The sequence below is a fragment of the Bacteroides sp. AM16-24 genome (assembly GCF_003471885.1).
GTDB lineage: Bacteria > Bacteroidota > Bacteroidia > Bacteroidales > Bacteroidaceae > Bacteroides.
Window position 1 is genome coordinate 209,364 of the sequence record NZ_QRKI01000004.1, and the last position, 17,138, is coordinate 226,501.

15 protein-coding genes are annotated in these 17,138 nt (G+C 41.9%); 8 read left to right on the forward strand and 7 right to left on the reverse strand.

Translation table 11 applies throughout. The features are described from left to right. Window positions 1-150: 150 nt before the first annotated feature. From DW182_RS07190 to DW182_RS07220, 7 genes are all read left to right on the forward strand, one after another. Window positions 151-1,485 carry a hypothetical protein gene (locus DW182_RS07190; RefSeq protein WP_117706603.1) on the forward strand — a complete coding sequence of 445 codons (1,335 nt, stop codon included), beginning with the start codon at window positions 151-153 and terminating at the stop codon, window positions 1,483-1,485. 122 nt (window positions 1,486-1,607) lie between these two features. Further along, window positions 1,608-3,458, forward strand: coding sequence for a glycoside hydrolase family 13 protein (locus DW182_RS07195; RefSeq protein ID WP_118295108.1), 1,851 nt, complete (start codon window positions 1,608-1,610; stop codon window positions 3,456-3,458). A gap of 84 nt (window positions 3,459-3,542) precedes the next feature. Further along, entirely contained in the window at window positions 3,543-3,812 is a 270-nt protein-coding gene (locus DW182_RS07200; protein ID WP_147400116.1) for a sigma-70 family RNA polymerase sigma factor, read from the forward strand. 161 nt (window positions 3,813-3,973) lie between these two features. Further along, on the forward strand, window positions 3,974-4,414 hold the full coding sequence (locus tag DW182_RS07205) for a MarR family winged helix-turn-helix transcriptional regulator (RefSeq protein ID WP_007215588.1): 441 nt from the start codon (window positions 3,974-3,976) through the stop codon (window positions 4,412-4,414). Next, the gene (locus tag DW182_RS07210; protein WP_118295110.1) at window positions 4,392-5,717 is read left to right on the forward strand and encodes a TolC family protein; all 1,326 of its coding nucleotides are present in this window, start codon (window positions 4,392-4,394) and stop codon (window positions 5,715-5,717) included. Before DW182_RS07205 ends, DW182_RS07210 begins: the two co-directional genes overlap by 23 nt. Before the next feature lie 38 nt (window positions 5,718-5,755). Continuing rightward, on the forward strand, window positions 5,756-6,823 hold the full coding sequence (locus DW182_RS07215; RefSeq protein ID WP_118295111.1) for an HlyD family secretion protein: 1,068 nt from the start codon (window positions 5,756-5,758) through the stop codon (window positions 6,821-6,823). Between the two features lie 12 nt (window positions 6,824-6,835). Further along, window positions 6,836-8,431 carry an MFS transporter gene (locus DW182_RS07220; RefSeq protein ID WP_118295112.1) on the forward strand — a complete coding sequence of 532 codons (1,596 nt, stop codon included), beginning with the start codon at window positions 6,836-6,838 and terminating at the stop codon, window positions 8,429-8,431. Window positions 8,432-8,435: 4 nt separating this feature from the next. On the opposite strand, the gene DW182_RS07225 is transcribed toward DW182_RS07220, so the two are convergent. The 6 genes from DW182_RS07225 to DW182_RS22260 form a co-directional block, all read right to left on the reverse strand. Continuing rightward, window positions 8,436-9,443, reverse strand: coding sequence for a PD-(D/E)XK nuclease domain-containing protein (locus DW182_RS07225; protein ID WP_233564098.1), 1,008 nt, complete (start codon window positions 9,441-9,443; stop codon window positions 8,436-8,438). A 531-nt stretch (window positions 9,444-9,974) separates the two neighbouring features. After that, entirely contained in the window at window positions 9,975-10,160 is a 186-nt protein-coding gene (locus DW182_RS22435; protein WP_233564099.1) for a hypothetical protein, read from the reverse strand. Continuing rightward, entirely contained in the window at window positions 10,157-10,360 is a 204-nt protein-coding gene (locus DW182_RS22440) for a hypothetical protein (protein WP_233564100.1), read from the reverse strand. Before DW182_RS22440 ends, DW182_RS22435 begins: the two co-directional genes overlap by 4 nt. 271 nt (window positions 10,361-10,631) lie before the next feature. Next, complete coding sequence (locus tag DW182_RS07240) at window positions 10,632-12,944, reverse strand: TonB-dependent receptor family protein (RefSeq protein WP_118295114.1); 2,313 nt, start codon at window positions 12,942-12,944, stop codon at window positions 10,632-10,634. Between the two features lie 38 nt (window positions 12,945-12,982). Continuing rightward, entirely contained in the window at window positions 12,983-14,461 is a 1,479-nt protein-coding gene (locus tag DW182_RS07245) for a radical SAM/SPASM domain-containing protein (protein ID WP_118295115.1), read from the reverse strand. A gap of 157 nt (window positions 14,462-14,618) precedes the next feature. Beyond that, entirely contained in the window at window positions 14,619-14,771 is a 153-nt protein-coding gene (locus DW182_RS22260; protein WP_007212877.1) for a hypothetical protein, read from the reverse strand. A gap of 384 nt (window positions 14,772-15,155) precedes the next feature. On the opposite strand from DW182_RS22260, the gene DW182_RS07250 reads away from it, so the two are divergent. Continuing rightward, window positions 15,156-15,725 carry a YdeI family protein gene (locus tag DW182_RS07250; RefSeq protein WP_118295116.1) on the forward strand — a complete coding sequence of 190 codons (570 nt, stop codon included), beginning with the start codon at window positions 15,156-15,158 and terminating at the stop codon, window positions 15,723-15,725. A 624-nt stretch (window positions 15,726-16,349) separates the two neighbouring features. Here the strand turns inward: DW182_RS07250 and DW182_RS07255 are convergent. Further along, a partial coding sequence (locus DW182_RS07255; protein WP_118295169.1) for an Rpn family recombination-promoting nuclease/putative transposase occupies window positions 16,350-17,138 on the reverse strand: 789 nt, incomplete at its 5' end.

Genomic DNA, 17,138 nt, shown 5'->3' on the forward strand with positions numbered 1-17,138 from the left:
ATTTTACTCAGTTTATTGTAGCGCTCCTTCGAAAAAAGGGGCGCTACTTTTATTAGTTAATCTATCTAAAAGACACTACGAATATTTCGTAAAGTAAATCTTTTTAGTAACTTGCACCCAGTTAAGCAATACTTAAAAGATAAAAAGACTATGCGAAAACTCTTCATTCTACTCTTTTTCAGTGCCACTTCATTACTAATGGCACAGAATACGAATCCTATTCAGGAGGCGATGGCAAACTACGATTATGAAACAGCCTTGAAACTTATGGAGCAGGAGACGCCAACTGTTCCGCTACTCTACCAGAAAGGAAGAGCATTGAAAGGATTGGGATATAATGACAAAGCCTTGCTTGTATTTCAGGAAATTATAGAGCAAGATTCACTCACCCCGCGTGCTTATATTGAAGCCGCCGAATGCTGCAAGTCCATCGCCAAACAAAGGGAGGCGCTGGATTATTACCAGAGTGCGCTCAATCTTAATCCGAGCAATAAATATGTACGAATACAGTACATCAGCCTGCTGCTGAACATGAAAAGAAATCGTGATGCCCTGAGGGAAAGCAATTTGCTGGCAGAGCAAGACAGTTCTGCTTTTGTACTGCACCTGAGGGCGGAAAGCATGTCACGCGTCTGCGACAATTCTGATGTGCACCTTGTCATAGAAGCCTATCAGGACATACAGGAAAGGTATCCCAAAGACTACATGGCACCCGCCATATTGGGAAATATATACATAGCCGCCCGCCAGTTTGATGAGGCTATAGGAACTACCGAGAAATACCGTTGCTTAGATAGCACCAACATTCTCGTAAACCGAGTCAATGCACAGGCTTATTGTATGAATAAATATTATCCGGAGGCCATAGAGCGATACAATTATCTCCTGCAAAACGGTGACAGCACGTTCCTGACTTGCCTGTATGCAGGAATCAGCCACTATGCTGTCGATGACTTTTATGGAGCAAGGGATTTATTAAAAAAGGCGGTAAAAGAGGACGGTTCGAATGTAAATGCACACTATTACCTGGGGCGTGCCTGCTCCAAAACCCCATGGACGAAGGAAGGCGTACTGCATTTGGAAACGGCAATCAATCTTACAATACCCAGTGACAGCACTATAGTCCCCCTTTACACCGGCCTGGCCGACTGCTACAAAATGGCAAATATGTATAAAGAACAAGCTGATATTCTATTAGAACAATATGAAAGGTATGATAAGAATAAGCATAAACTGCTATATGATGCCGCCTATGTCTACTATTACAGGCTGAAAAATACTTCCAAAGCCGAGCAATGCCTGAAAGCTTACCTGAAAACCCGGCCAAAGGATAACGATAAACGACAAGAAGTGGATGCCGACGGCGTACCTATCATCGGGGAAAATAACAGATATAATGCTGCCGAAGCCTGGCTAAAAGATATTCAAGAAAAAAGGAAAGTCAACGATTTCTTCCAAGGGAAAGGAGCAGAAACAAATAAATGATCATTTACAGAAAACGTTTGCATAACATTATAAAGTATATAGTAGCGGAGTAGCGGCAGCTTTCTCCGCTATTTGCTTATATTAGCACCAAAATACGGACATAATAACGAAAAGCTAATATCATGAAAAAATTATTCCTTATCCTGGGAACGTTTTTACTTTCCCTTAGTACGTATGCAGCTATGAACGTAAACAAAATCGACCCTCCGTTTTGGTACACCGGAATGCAAAATCCCGAACTCCAACTTATGGTCTACGGTGAAGACATCGGTAATTCTTCCGTTACTGTCAACTATCCCGGCGTTTCTTTGAGCAGCACTGTCAAGCTGGAAAGCCCGAACTACCTGATTGTCTACCTGAGACTGGAGAAAGATGTGAAACCTGGTAAAGTAGCTCTCACTTTTGCACAAGGCAAAAAGAAAATCTTTAAAGAGTATGAACTGAAAGCACGCAGCAAGAAAAGCTGTGAGCACAAAGGTTTTGATGCTTCCGACGCCCTCTACCTGTTGATGCCCGACCGTTTCGCAAACGGCAATCCGGACAATGACCAAATCCCCGGCATGGCCGAATACAAAGTAGACCGCAATGATCCGAATGCCCGCCATGGTGGTGACCTTGCAGGTATCGAGCAAAATCTGGATTACTTCTCCGACCTGGGTATAACCGCACTTTGGTTCACTCCGGTACTGGAAAACAATATGACCGGCGGGTCGTACCACGGCTACGCTACTACCGATTACTATAAAGTTGATCCGCGTTTCGGTACCAACGAAGAGTATCAGCAACTGATATCCAAATGCCACGACCGCGGCATCAAGATTGTAATGGATATGATCTTCAACCACTGCGGTGTAGAACATCCATGGATTAAAGATATGCCGTCTAAAGACTGGTTCAACAATCCCGATCATGAAAAGAACTTCGTGCAGACTTCTTTCAAACTGACTCCGCACGTTGATCCTTATACTTCACAATACGATTTCGATCAGATGAACGACGGTTGGTTTGTTACCGCTATGCCGGACCTTAACCAAAAGAATCCGCACGTATATCGCTACCTTGTACAGAACAGCTTCTGGTGGATTGAGTACGCCAATATCGACGGTATCCGCATGGACACTTATCCGTATGCCGACTATGATGCCATGAGCAACTGGATGAAAGAGCTGAACGAAGAATACCCCAACTACAACACCGTAGGCGAAACCTGGGTTACCGAACCGGCTTATACAGCCTGGTGGCAAATGGATTCCAAACTCTCTGCCCCGAAGAACAGTAACCTGAAAACCGTTATGGACTTCAGCTTCTTCGATAAAATCAACACTGCCAAGAACGAGCAGACCGAAACATGGTTCAAAGGTCTGGATCGCGTGTACAATAGCTTCGTATACGACTTCCTCTACCCCAACCCGGCTTCCGTACTGGCATTTATCGAAAACCATGATACCGACCGCTTCCTGGGTGAAGGCGACAATCTGCCAATGCTGAAACAAGCTTCTACCTTGCTACTTACCACCCGCCGTATTCCGCAACTCTACTATGGTACGGAAATCATGATGAACGGTGTAAAGAGCAAGAGTGACGGATACGTTCGTAAGGACTTCCCCGGTGGATGGACTGGCGATACAGAAACCGCATTAACAGCCGCAGGACGCAGCAAGATACAGAACGAGTGTTATAACTTCTACAAGACCTTATTGAACTGGCGTAAAGGGAACGATGTTATTGCCAAAGGTAGCATGGTGCAATTCATGGTACAGAACGGTGTTTATGCGTATGCCCGCCAGCACGAAGGTAAAACCGTATTCGTAATGCTGAATGGTACAGATGCCGAGACTACTGTTCCTTTGAAATTCTACAAAGAAATACTGAAAGATTCCAAACAAGGAAAAGATATTCTTAGTGGAAAGACAGTTGCATTCGGTGAATCGCTGACAATGGGACCAAGAGAATCATTGGTGATTGAACTGTAAACAGTATTTTACCAGAAAACAAAAAAACGCAGAGATATATGCATGCTCTGCGTTTTTTTTGTATCCTTACACCAAATTCGCTTTGTGAGACCGGAAGAAAGCTGGATTGATATCATAGAAATACTGTTCTGGCTTTCCGGACGCAATGGAGAATATTTAGAAAGGATACTCATGGTTCTGCCTTTGCGAGAAAGAATAATTTGTATCCTCATCTATTTAGGATACAGCAGTGCGGAAGTAGCAAGAACTATTTGTATAAGCACTGCCGGTGTGGTTAAGGCAAAACAACGGATTAAAAGAAAAATCGGATTGCCTACAGATGTCAGTTTGAACGAGTTCATTACCTCTGTATAAAACCTCACTCATACTCATTACACCGTAAAAGATTGTATCAAAAAAATGTTGCTTGGTATATAGGCTCTTCAAATCTCCTCCTATAAATATTAGTCAAACATTTGACTAATTCCAATAAAAAGCTCTACCTTTGCGCCCGAAAAATAAAAAGCAACGTAGCAATGGAGAATTACAATTCATCCCGCGGGCTTATCCAGCAAATGCTAAGAACCCGCATGGCATTCCGCCAAGCTCTGCAACGCGTTTTGAAACGCAATAACATAGATATCACCTTTGAAATGTTACAAGTATTGAGTTCCCTGTGGCAGGAACAAGGAATCAGCCAGCAGGCATTAGCCGAAAAGACAGCCAAAGACAAAGCTTGCATGACTAATCTGATGGCAAACCTCGAAAAGAAAGGCTGGATCATGCGCCAGGAAGACCCTAACGACCGCCGTAACCGACTTGTATACCTCACTCCCGCAGGAGAAGAGATATCCGACCGTGTACGCCCGCTCATCAAGGATTTTTATACCCAGACGGGCCAACTGATGGGAATAGAGAACCTAAACGCATGTTCCAATCAACTAGAGACACTCTATGAGATATTCAATCAGTTCTAATTTTCTTCGCCTCTTACTCATTCACATACTTGCTGTAGCTCCGTTGTGGCTAACCGCTCAGGAGAATGCTCATCTATTATCCGTAGACGAACTTTTCCGTCTGGGCACAGAAAACAGTCTTCAACTTAAAAAGAGCAAACTACAAGAGGTTATCTATAATGATCAAAAGAAGTCTGCATACACAGACCGATTGCCTGATATCCAAGTAGGTGCCAGTGCCGGAATCATAGGCCAGCCTGTCATCTTTCAGCGGGGACTTTCACATCCTGTGCGCCCCGAAACGCCGGACTGGTCACAAAACTATAACATCAACCTGACGCAGCCCCTCTACCAGGGAGGAAGGATACAAGCAAAAATACATCAGGCCGAACTTAAAAAGCAAATAGCCGCCCTGACCAGTGCCGACAACGAAGCCGAAATCAAGCTGGTACTACTGCAACAGTACATGACGCTTTTCAGTTACTACAAACAGCGGGAAGTGCTGGCACGCAATATCGAAGAGTCCGAACACCGACTGAAAGATATCCGCCGGATGAAAAAAGAAGGCATAGTCACCCGCAATGATGAAATCCGCAGTGAGTTGCAACTGACCAACGACCGTCTGGCCTATCAGGAAGCTGACAACAGCATCGCCATAGCTTCTCAGCAACTCGATATTCTGTTGGGACTGGACGAATCACAGCTGATAACACCGGACACCACTTTACTGTATACCGCCGTCAGTGTGTCTGATTATGATACATATGTACAATTAGCCTACAACAACTATCCGGGCATGCAGATTGTCCGCCAACAAACCTTGCTGGCAAAAAACGATATCCGGCTGACTAAAGCAAACTACCTTCCCAGCCTGTCACTGCATGCGGGCAACACCCTTGCACGCCCACTCAGCACTACGCTGGCTGACATGTACAACAACAACTGGAACATCGGTCTCAGCCTCTCATACAACCTGTCGTCTCTTTATCAAAATAAGCACAAGATGCACGAAGCCCGGCAGACGGTACAACTTCAAAAGTATGCCGAAGAACTCCTGATGCAGAACGTCCGTATTCAGATCCGGACTGCCTACACCCGCCATAAAGAGGCTCTGAACCGAATAGAAGCCCTGAAGCTCTCTGTCAGCCAGGCAGAAGAAAACTACCGGATTGTGCAAAACCGCTACCTGAACCAGCTTTCCATCCTCACCGACCTGCTGGATGCAAGCAGCGTGCGGCTGGATGCTGAACTGCAACTGACCGTTGCCCGTACGCAGGCCATTTACACTTACTATGAATTACAGCGAACCTGTGGCATGCTTTAATGCTTCATTTTTTAATTATTAATTTACAATTGTAGTCTATGTCCGAATTACAAAAGAAACATAAGCAACTGAAGAGATTAAGAATAAGGAATATCACCCTCAATACGGTATGTATCCTCCTTGCACTAGCGGGAATTTCATGGACGATCAATTACTTCTGGAAATACGTTCATTACGAAATCACCAATGATGCCGTAGTAGACCAGTATATAGCTCCGCTCAATATCCGCGCTTCGGGTTATATCAAGGAAGTCCGCTTCACGGAGCACCAACCTGTACATGCCGGAGACACCCTTCTCATTCTTGACAACCGGGAATATCTCATCAAAGTAAAGGATGCGGAAGCTGCCCTGATGGATGCGAAAGGTGCAAAAGACGTATTAAGCTCCGGCATTCAGACCTCACAAGTAAATGTAGCCATTCAGGAAGCCAACATTGCAGAAACCAAGGCCAAGCTCTGGCAGCAGGAACAGGACTATCGCCGCTATGCCAACCTGCTTGCCGAAGAATCCGTCAGCCAGCAACAGTATGAACAGGTAAAAACCGCCTACGAAGCAACGAAAGCACGCTATCAGGCCCTGCTGCAACAAAAGGAAGCGGCAAAATCCCAATACTCCGAAACAAGTAAGAAATCCACTGGCATCGAGGCGAATATCCTCCGCAAAGAAGCAGATCTGGATATGGCAAAATTGAATCTCTCTTATACGATAGTCACCGCTCCTTACGACGGATATATGGGGCGCCGTACCCTCGAACCGGGACAATTCGTACAAGCCGGGCAAACCATCTCCTATCTTATACGGGGCAACGACAAATGGATCACCGCCAACTACAAAGAAACGCAGATTTCTCACATCTACATCGGGCAGAAAGTACGCATCAAGGTCGATGCTTTCCGCGGGCATATCTTTCACGGCACAGTTACCGCCATATCCGAAGCAACCGGTTCCAAGTACGCCCTGGTTCCGACTGATAACTCAGCCGGCAACTTCGTGAAAGTGCAGCAACGCATTCCCGTTCGCATCGAGCTGGACGATACCACTCCCGAAGAGATGAAAAGCCTCCGCGCAGGCATGATGGTAGAAACCGAAGCACTGAGAAAATAAAAAAATCCACTGATGGTAAAACTGAACCTTCCACTCCGCCCCTGGGTACCGCAATGGCTGGGTATTGTCACTATGTTCGTGGTGATGTTCCCTATCATTATGCTCAACGGAACCTATACGGGAAGCATGCTGGAAGTCAGCAGTACCCTCGGGATACTCAGCGAAGACATCACAATGGGGTATTATGCGGCAGCGGCAGGTATGGCGGTAGCTTATCCCATCATTCCTAAGATTCGTGCTATAGCCACCCCAAAGACCTTGCTACTGACCGATTTATTACTGCAAATCATTCTCAGCTTCGTCTGCGCCCAGGTCGGCAACATGGATATTACGATTATTTGCAGCTTTTTCATCGGTTTTCTGAAAGCTTTCATCATGCTGGAATTCATCATTCAGATTCGCCCGTTCTTCAGCCCGAAGAATGTACGTAGCGAATTCTACGCCTACTTCTACCCCATCGTTTTCTCCGGCGGACAGATTTCAATGGCGCTGACGGCGCAACTGGCCTACTATTATCAATGGCAATATATGTACTACTTCACCATTCTACTGATGCTCATTGCCATTATTTTCATCTTATTATTCTTCCGGTATGCCAAGCGCCCTATGCGTATTCCATATAAAGATATAGACGGACGAAGCATGTTCATCATAGCAGCAGCACTACTATTCAGCATATATGTATTTACTTACGGGAAAACGCTGGATTGGTTTGATTCTATAAAGATTAAAGTGTACGTTCTCACCATTCCGCTGCTTATTTATCTCTTTGTACAGCGGCAGCGCACACAAGAAAAGCCTTACGTCAGCCTAAAGCCTCTCCATCATCATAAGTCCATCATCGGATATACTTTCATGGTATTGGTAATGTTTTTCAGTGCCAGCAGTTCACTTATCACCAACTATCTGAACAGTATTATTAAAGTAGATAGCGTACACGCCAACTCGCTGAGCCTGCTGCTCATACCCGGTTTCATAATGGGAGCCATCATCTGTTTCTGGTGGTTCCGTTGGCAACGGTGGCGGTTCCGCTTCCTCATTTCAGGAGGAATGTTCTGCTACGTCATTTATTTGGCGATACTCTATTTTGGCGTCACCCCCTACTCTACTTATGAGATGCTTTACCTTCCGGTATTCCTGCGCGGGCTGGCTATGATGAGCCTCTTCATCGCTTTTGGTGTATATGTAGTAGAGGATTTAGACCCCAAACTGATGCTATCGAATGCTTTTTTCCTGATTTCTTTCCGCTCGGTACTGGCTCCTGCCATATCCGCCTCATTCTTCAGCAATGCACTTTATCATTTGCAGATGAAGGGAATAAATACCCTCTCGGAGAACATGGTACTGACTAATCCTGTGACTTCCACACGCTACAGCCAGGCACTGAACAATGCACTGGCACAGGGACATGGATATAACGAAGCCAGCCAGATAGCCACCAACAGCCTCTACGCCATCCTGCAACAACAAAGTTTATTGTTGGGAATAAAAACCATTATCGGGTATTTGTTAATCACAGCGTTGACCATCGCAATAGTTTCCGCTTTCATCCCGTTCCATAAGACACTGAAGGTGGCTGTGGTGAAGACGGGAGATGATATGGTATAAAGCTTCAGACTGCCTCACATCTCACCATATCCCAGCCACGGAATTGCAGTAACAATCGGTGCAGTGTTGTCCCCTCGGCAAGGCCGCGCACCATCTTGTCCTCACTGTATTGCAGCAATTGCCGACGCCCCTCTCCGGCTTGCGCCTCCAGTTCAGAGTCGGTTGCCGTACGGGCAGCATATTTCAGTTCCAGGATATAGCTATGCCTCACATCCGGATAACGTTGCTTGTCAGGCAACAGGAAGAAGTCACAATAACCATAGTTCATTTCCAGTTCAGGCTTCACCAGATAATAGGAGGCAAGGGCAAGATATGCTTTCAAATAGCCTTGCAGATGGCGTTCGCCTTCTATGGAGTCGCGTATAGAGGAACTTTCACGATAGGCCTTAGCCATCGTTTCAAAGAAAGGTTTCCACTGACCGTCATAGGTTAGGTCATCTATCAAATCTTTCAGATGAGAAAGATTTAGCTGATGAATCTGCTGATAATAATCGCGCAGGAAACCGAAATATTGCTCACGTACACAGTTATTGGGAATACACATCTTCAAGCGGTCGCCCCGCGTGCCACACATGGTGAGCAACCCATAATAATACAACAGACTGCGGAAATTGTCTATATCCGCCACCCGTTCGGCAGGAAAAGAAGTATACAAGTCCACCATAATTTCACCTGTTGCAGCAATCTCTTCGATAGTGCTCATACGACTACCTTCATACGTGGTATCATGGTCAATGCGTGCCAGCATTTTCAGTTTACTATAGTCGGTACGGATATTCTTGTCTACCATTTCATCGGGAGCACGATGAAAATCCGTTTGATAACGCAGATAATAGAAAGTCATATCACAATTGAATATCCGATTAAATAAAGTTTTTCTATAAGTTGTCAGCACTCCAGCACTGATAGCCGTCAAACCCTTTGGCAGTAGGGGTTTGACGGCAGTGACGACAAAGTGATTGTAAGTGACGACAAACAGTTTGTCAGCACTAAGTTTTAGGCTATTTTCCAACGTAAACCATTGTAAATCATAAAAAATAATCCATTTTACAGATATGAAAAAATTCTCTTAAGATGTGCATAAAAGGGCTTGCAAATGGGGCTTTATCGAAGCAAACACCCACATCCCCCACTATATTTTTATTAAAGGAATTAGGGTCGATAATCAATGTACCACTGTTCCGTTTCCCTACATCCATAACACCGAACCACTGCAAAGCGGAAACAGTATCACTGCAGAGTACATACAGTATCACTGCAAAGCGCATACAGTATCACTGCAAAGCGTATACAGTATCACTGCAGAGCACATACAGTATCGCTGCAGAGCATATTCAGTATCACTGCAAAGCATATACAGCAGTTATGCAAGCAATATGCAGCAGTTACGCAAAGCATATACAGCAACATTGCAATACAAATGCGACACTACATTACTTTAGTTTCGCAAATATTGTTTTTTAGGAGTTAAAGGAGTTAAGTCGTTGAATCAGTATTTCAATGGCCATAAATCTCATTATCAATATAGAGTTCCAGTCAGAAACTAAAACAGGTCCAATTTATTCTTACGGTAATTCAGATACACCGCTCCATCGGCAGAAACTTTGCTCCTGACATCCATTCTTCCGAAAACCTCACCGCCTATCCCTTCTCCGGGTGGACGTATGGCTTCAATCAGAACCACTGCGCTAACAGAAGCATCATACTCCGGTCCGGGGTTAGTAATCACAGTAACTTTCTTAATATGTGTATGCCACCATTTTCCATCTTAAAATGCTGACGAGTCTCTTTGATAACTACTTCACCCAACAAAAATGCTAAAAGTTCACCCTTCCCGTCAGTAACTCTACCGGATATACTCACATTTTGTGCATAAATGCCTGATAAGATACAGAAAGTAAAAAGTAGATAAATGATGTGTGTTTTCATTCTTACAATATGTTTGGTTTTACAATTCGGGAGGATAATTTTACAAAGCTATTCAATACATTCTATTTTAACAATATTTTACTGATTTCTTTTCACGTGAATCATAATATTCTCGAATAAATGTAGATAAATCGGTATCTGCTTTCGATCATTTCATTCCTTTTTACTATAAAAGCAATAGCCTCACGTGAAAAATCCGGAGGCTATTGCTATTTGGGGTGATTGCAATTAACTAAATCAAGTTATTTAATCAATACTATATACACTGTCTTCATAATCTTGCCTTCTCATCCATACCGGCACCTGTACCTTTATATTTACTTTTTGAAGAATTAAATCTGTAACGAAGTGTCAACCGCACATTCTGCAAATCTGTCCAACTATCTTTTTCGCGCAGAATATTACGTTCTCCATACAATGTCGTATTATTACGCCTCCAGTCAAACACGTCAGAACAATCTAGTTTAACCAACAGAGCCTTATCCTTAAAGAAAGTTTTGCCAATACCGACATCAATGTATTTGTTTTCACCTATTAGAAGATTTTCCACATGCCCTTTGCCCATGAATACACCATCCAATGTAATCTGGAATCCTTTCGGTAACGTGAAAGTATTGAACATCGATAAATAAGGCATCGGTCGATGCATCTTCTTTATAGCTCCCAAATGCTCCAACTCAAACCACTGCTTAATGATACCCGCACTATAATTAAGATTCCAACATCCTATTGTAGGAGAAGCTGCCAACAGGAAAGTAACCTTATCTATCTTATTGAAATTCTGATAAGTGGTATGCGATATGTTCGGCTGTGTTTTCAACTGATTCGTTACGTGGACAATGGCATTTTCAGATCTCTGATAGCTGATAATCAACTGAAAAAACTTATAAGATGACACCCAGGTAAGATCAGAGTAAGTAGTAGGTTTCAGCAAAGGATTACCACTCATGTAGGTATAACGATTGATGTAATTCATATTACCGTCCAATTGCGAATAAGAAGGTCTCCGAGTCTTCATCGTATAGCTTAAATTGGCAGATACCGGTCCAAACGGATAAGCCAATGAAACAGTCGGAAAAACATTATCGTATACTTTACTTTGTTCATTCACCAGTTTACCGCTTTCATAGTAATCGGAGGTATTATGTTCATAACGTATTCCGGCTCCGACATCTAACTTTCCCAATTTCAGTCTATACTCTGCAAAGGCAGAAATACTATATTCCTGAACCTTATTATCCGTATCCTGAAGTATTCCCTGTTCATTTGCAAACTTATTCTTCTGATAAGTATGCGTGTATTCGCCTCCGAAGGACAAATTTCCTTTCCAAAGCGGATAACTTAATACCAATTTAGAAGCAAACAATCCGTTATCATAGCGGCGGTTCGTCTTCACGGTTCTATCCTGATAATTTTCACTATCTTCGGTTGTCGTCTGCTTATCTTCTTCATAGCTCCAACGCATATCAGTATTAAAATTGACCGACCACTTACCTATAGCCCCCACATAATAGGCATTGACAAGATGAACAGGATATTCATTGGAAAGCACATTCTTACTTTTCCAACTATCATAAGGTTTACCGTCCGCACTTATCTCAGAGCGCATAGTATAATTGGGCTCCTCAGTGCTATAATAAACAAAATCATAAAGGATGCCGACTGAATGTTTTTCATTAAACATATAGTTGGCACCCAAACGAGCTTTATAATTCTCTCTCCTGGCTAAAGTATACGCATCCGACCTCTGCGCCCACAGCGTATCTACCCATGTTTGCTGATCCAAACTGATGTTCGTACCGTCTTTTCCACCACTGTAGAAAAGAGAGCCTATGATATCCAATCCTTTATGACGATAATTGAAATCGAACTGGTTGAGAGTAAAATAATTCTCTCCATACATATTAGCTGTTTTGACATTGAAGCCCAGCCCTTCACCCACAGGTTTCAAAGTACGAATAAGAACAACCGCCTTTACAGTGGCATCATATTGCGCTCCGGGATTTGTTACTACTTCCACACTCTTTATATCAGAAGAATGTAAACGTTCCAGTTCCGAATTATCCCGTACCAGTCTCCCATTGATATAAAAAACAGGAGTTCCTTTGCCGAACACGGTAAAGCTACCGTCTTTTCCCTGTATACCGGGTATTTTCGCCAATACATCATTAGCCGAACCAGCAACGCTTAATACCGAGTTCTGAATATTAGTAACCAAGGCATCCCCTTTCAGCCTTGTTTTAGGCAGACTTCCCTTAATCACCACCTCATTCAGCATCTGCGTGTCCGACGCAAGCCGTATAACACCTAAATCAGCAGCATGACAACGCTGATAGACAGTCATATATCCGATGGAAGATATGCGGATAATTTTATCCTTACCGTCTACCGCAAGAGTAAAAGAACCTTTGTCATCACTGATTGTCCCTGAAACAAAGGCAGAATCGGGTAATGACATCACCACCACATTGGCATAAGCAACTGGCTGTTCCGTTTCATCCATCAGGATACCACTAACCGTTTGCCCGGATGCTTGATAAACAAAGGTCAGGAATAAGAACGCGAAAGAGAAAATATGCTTCATAATAATACTATTTTAATTCATTCAATATTGAGACAGCATCATAAAATCAAATTTTCCTTTATAACCAAAGCTTCAGGACATCTGGGATCAGGATATTCATATTTATCTTTGCCGTAAACTTTAGTAATATCTACATAACAGATACGTTTTCCAACATTTAGTTTGCAATCCGAATATACACGGCAACTAGAACATTGATTGTTTTCTTTCTGCTCAATCATGCTCTGCTTATATGAATACATTTTTAAAGCAACAGTTGAGTTCCAAAGATCGTATAAAGATTGATTACGAACATTACCAAATATAAAGTTAGGATTATCATACAGCATTTCACAAGCGGTCACATCTCCATTAGACAATATAGCCATCGAATAACTATTGGCATTGCATATTTGGTTGTTCTGCACAAAACTCTCAACCGTAGAATATGGTTGAAGCGTATATTTCCGTTCACTCATTTTATTATGCAATATTGTAAAATGGGCTACAGTGTTTAATGCTTTAGTCTGGTTATAAATTTTAATCAATTCCAGATCACTTGCACGATATTGTTGGTAATTATCTTTAAATGCGGAATAAAAGGCTGGGGTTAACACCCAAGAATTAACATTTGATAATCCATTAAGGAATGAAAATAGCTTTCCTATTTCTACTTCATTTGCATTATACTTAGTAAGAACTGTTCTAACATTTACTTTCAGCCCAATCTCATCGCAGTATTGAAGCATCTGTTTCATTTTACCTGCATAATCATTTTTCACCCGCAACGTTGTCATAAGTATACTCGGCGACACTGCATCCAAGGACACTTGCAAATTTCTCAATCCAACTTTCTTAAGGAAAAAAATATCATCTTTACCTAGTGGAACTTTTGTACTCAAGATAGATGAAAAACCATATTGACACACTTTCCGTACTACCTCTTTCCAATCAAGAAAAGCAAATATATCTCCCCCTGACAATGTTAAGTTTATGATTCCTAATTCATGTGCTTCATCCAACACTTTCAGAACATCTTGGGAAGACAAATCATCCTCTCGATCTCTATCTGCATAGCAATAGATGCAATTAGTACAACATTTAGTAGTTATCATAAAATTAATGTTCAGGGGTATTGAAGGACGCTTAGGAATAAAAGGTTCCATCCAAAGGAAATCTTTTGTTGTATACATAGTTCCGGTAGATCTCTCTTTTGAACTTAGCAGCAAAAAAGGTGGGAATAAAATGTTTACTCCTCTATATTTCCATCCCACCATTTGTGCATTATCAACCAATTTCTTGATGAATCTGTCGATAGTTTCAACCCGAAGCTGGGTTACATTTGAGATTTCCTTCTCTGCTATTTCCAACTCGCAATTTTCAATGTGCGATAAGATATATCCAATAATAGGTGGCAGAACACTAATACTCCCCACACTACCTTTTAGTTTTTCACTTACAGGAATCGCCTTTGCTATAATATAAGAGCACCCTCTTTCATTTCTGATAAAATATTGAGGATTGAAGTATACATGCATATATATTACTTATTATATACTTTTAAAAAGCCGTTCTATTTAAACGAAGCTATCCAAAAATAATTAACTACCTTTGTATAGCCTCGTTAATCACCATGACATCAGAAATCTGCAAAAATATAACAACACAGATTTTTGATAGAATCAATGTACTCTTTTAGGCTTGCCTAATACCGTCATCCTTTGTTTTATCAGGAACGGTAAAGACAATCTGACCTGCACCTGTATCACACTGACAAGCACCACCTTCAATTTGTTCCAACTCAGAATTCAATAATTCTTCAATCGCTTTTTTTTCGTCATCTTTCATAATTCAAAGATTTTAAATAAAACAACATTGATTAATATCACATTGCAAATATAAGTAGCGCCAGTCCACTTTAACAGGACTGAATAAAAAAATACAAGGAGAACTATACTAAAGAGCATATCAAACTCACGTGGTTTCTTATATAGAAGATAAGCCCCATAAATCATAGCAAAGGTTTTAAAAGATAATTGAGGCTGTTTCTCCAAGATTTAGTATTTTTGGCAGTTGCAATAAGCCGTTAAGCTATCGGAACCTGCATGTTTTTAGCATCGTATAAAATGGTAGCTGCGCTACATACAGAAATTATTGAGGCAAAAGTAAATTGCGAAATGCTTCATTACCACGAAAGTAAAGCAGTAAAATGATTAGTTTGAATAACTTGCTATGACTACAGAAGATAAAATAAAGTATTTTGAGAATCGAGAAGATTGGAGAAGGTGGTTAATGGACAACTTTGAAACCTCCTGTGAAATATGGTTTGTATTTCCCTATAAGTCGTCCGGCAAAAAAAGCATTTTATACAATGATGCCGTTGAAGAAGCCCTTTGCTTCGATTGGATTGACAGTACAACAAAACCACTTGACAAAGATCATAAAATTCAGCGTTTCACACCCAGAAACCCTAAAAGCACTTACTCGCAAGCCAACAAAGAAAGACTTAAATGGCTATTGGAAAATAAAATGATACACCCAAAATTTGAAGAGAAAACGCGAAGTATTTTATCTGAGCCTTTCATTTTTCCCAATGATATAATTGATAAGTTGAAAGAAAATGAAACGGTATGGAAAAACTATCAACCATTTTCCGAAGCATATAAGCGAATCCGAATAGCGTACATCGAGGCTGCGAGAAAACGTCCTGAAGAATTTGAGAAGCGGTTAAACAACTTCATCAGCAAAACAAAAGACAATAAAACAATAGCAGGATTTGGCGGAATTGAAAAATACTATTAATCAAAAGATTAGCATCATAAATAGAAAAACGATTTAAAATGAAGGCTGAAACACTTGACTTCACCTTTCTGATGTAATATCTTTGTAGAAGTTTAAAAACAGAACTCTAATATACACCTAAAACTTTAGCAAATGGAAAAACTTACTTTCTCTTTTCTCGGAACTTACCGGAATGTATTTTCCAGAACGTTCTATTCCAAAGAATACCGCAATATCCTTACAGCAAAGCATCATAAAAGTAATAAATCTGACAATATTTTCAAAAAAACAGATATCAAATATATACCTAAATAGCAACGAGTATAAAAGAAGTAAAGGCAGTATTTCCTCACAAGGATTACTGCCTTTTTTGTTGAAATATATCCAAATCAGGTTTAATTACCGTTTTTTGCGCTGTTAATAAACGCGGAGAACATTCTTAAAAAATGTAGCTATTATTCTTTAAAAACGCTGATTACAGTTATTAATGGAATACTTGTTATTGATTAAAATTATTACTTATCTATTTACCCCCCAATATTCTAGGTTCATGTCTCTGTCTCTACGCCGGAAAACAGAACGTCCCGCCTGCTTCTCATAAAACGGAAATCGGGCGAGACGAAAATGAATAGTATCTTGTGCTATTTATAATTCTTCTATGTCTTTGATGGCCAAACCCGTTACTTGATGGATAACCTCAGAGGAGATATTCAAGGATTTCATTGTTCGGGCATTCTCTATTTTCTCTTCCTGTCTGCCTTTCTGCATGCCTTCTTGTCTTCCTTCCTCTCTTCCTTCCTCTCTTCCTTCCTCCGCCGCCGTACTCAGCACATCATTCTGAATCATCACGGCATTGATATGTTCGTCATACGCCAGTTGTTCGGCCCTGTCCATATTGTAATAAATCAGTTTGCGGCGTGCCTCTTCCAGTCCGGGAGCTTTCGTATCGGGGCGGATGATTCCGGTTTTCAGATACTCTATCCACTCCTCAAGCGGGGTGACGGCCACCTTGTTGAACTCATTCACACGAATCAGGAAGTATTCGGGGAAGATTTCGGCAGGCAACTTGCGCACGATGGCATCCTTCTCCTTGGTGGTGACCTCCAGAAAATCGCCCGTATGCACGCCCACAAAGGAGTTCTGACCGTGATACAGGTAATCGTTCCCCTTGCCAATGTCGAAATAGAGAATGCTGATGGAGTACACTTTCTTCACTTCCGAGTAAAGCTCTCCCAGCTCGATATGCTCCGTGATGGCCTTGGCAACGCCGAAGAGGATGCGCTCCAGATAGTATATCTCGCGCGTGTTCTGCACCTCAACGATGATGATTTCATCCTTGCTATTGCGCGCCTTGATGTCCACACGGTTGAACTTCTCGCTTTCACGTTGCTGGTTGCCCTCGCTTTCCAGTATCTCGACGATGCGGATAGGCTC

Bases quoted from the DNA above. Each gene is read 5' to 3' on its own strand.
- DW182_RS07205 (WP_007215588.1), top strand. From the start codon at position 3,974: ATGGAGAATTACAATTCATCCCGCGGGCTTATCCAGCAAATGCTAAGA.
- DW182_RS07215 (WP_118295111.1), top strand. From the start codon at position 5,756: ATGTCCGAATTACAAAAGAAACATAAGCAACTGAAGAGATTAAGAATA.
- DW182_RS07220 (WP_118295112.1), top strand. From the start codon at position 6,836: ATGGTAAAACTGAACCTTCCACTCCGCCCCTGGGTACCGCAATGGCTG.
- DW182_RS07195 (WP_118295108.1), top strand. From the start codon at position 1,608: ATGAAAAAATTATTCCTTATCCTGGGAACGTTTTTACTTTCCCTTAGT.
- DW182_RS07210 (WP_118295110.1), top strand. From the start codon at position 4,392: ATGAGATATTCAATCAGTTCTAATTTTCTTCGCCTCTTACTCATTCAC.
- DW182_RS22440 (WP_233564100.1), bottom strand. From the start codon at position 10,360: ATGAAAACACACATCATTTATCTACTTTTTACTTTCTGTATCTTATCA.
- DW182_RS07240 (WP_118295114.1), bottom strand. From the start codon at position 12,944: ATGAAGCATATTTTCTCTTTCGCGTTCTTATTCCTGACCTTTGTTTAT.
- DW182_RS07190 (WP_117706603.1), top strand. From the start codon at position 151: ATGCGAAAACTCTTCATTCTACTCTTTTTCAGTGCCACTTCATTACTA.
- DW182_RS22260 (WP_007212877.1), bottom strand. From the start codon at position 14,771: ATGAAAGATGACGAAAAAAAAGCGATTGAAGAATTATTGAATTCTGAG.
- DW182_RS07245 (WP_118295115.1), bottom strand. From the start codon at position 14,461: ATGCATGTATACTTCAATCCTCAATATTTTATCAGAAATGAAAGAGGG.
- DW182_RS07250 (WP_118295116.1), top strand. From the start codon at position 15,156: ATGACTACAGAAGATAAAATAAAGTATTTTGAGAATCGAGAAGATTGG.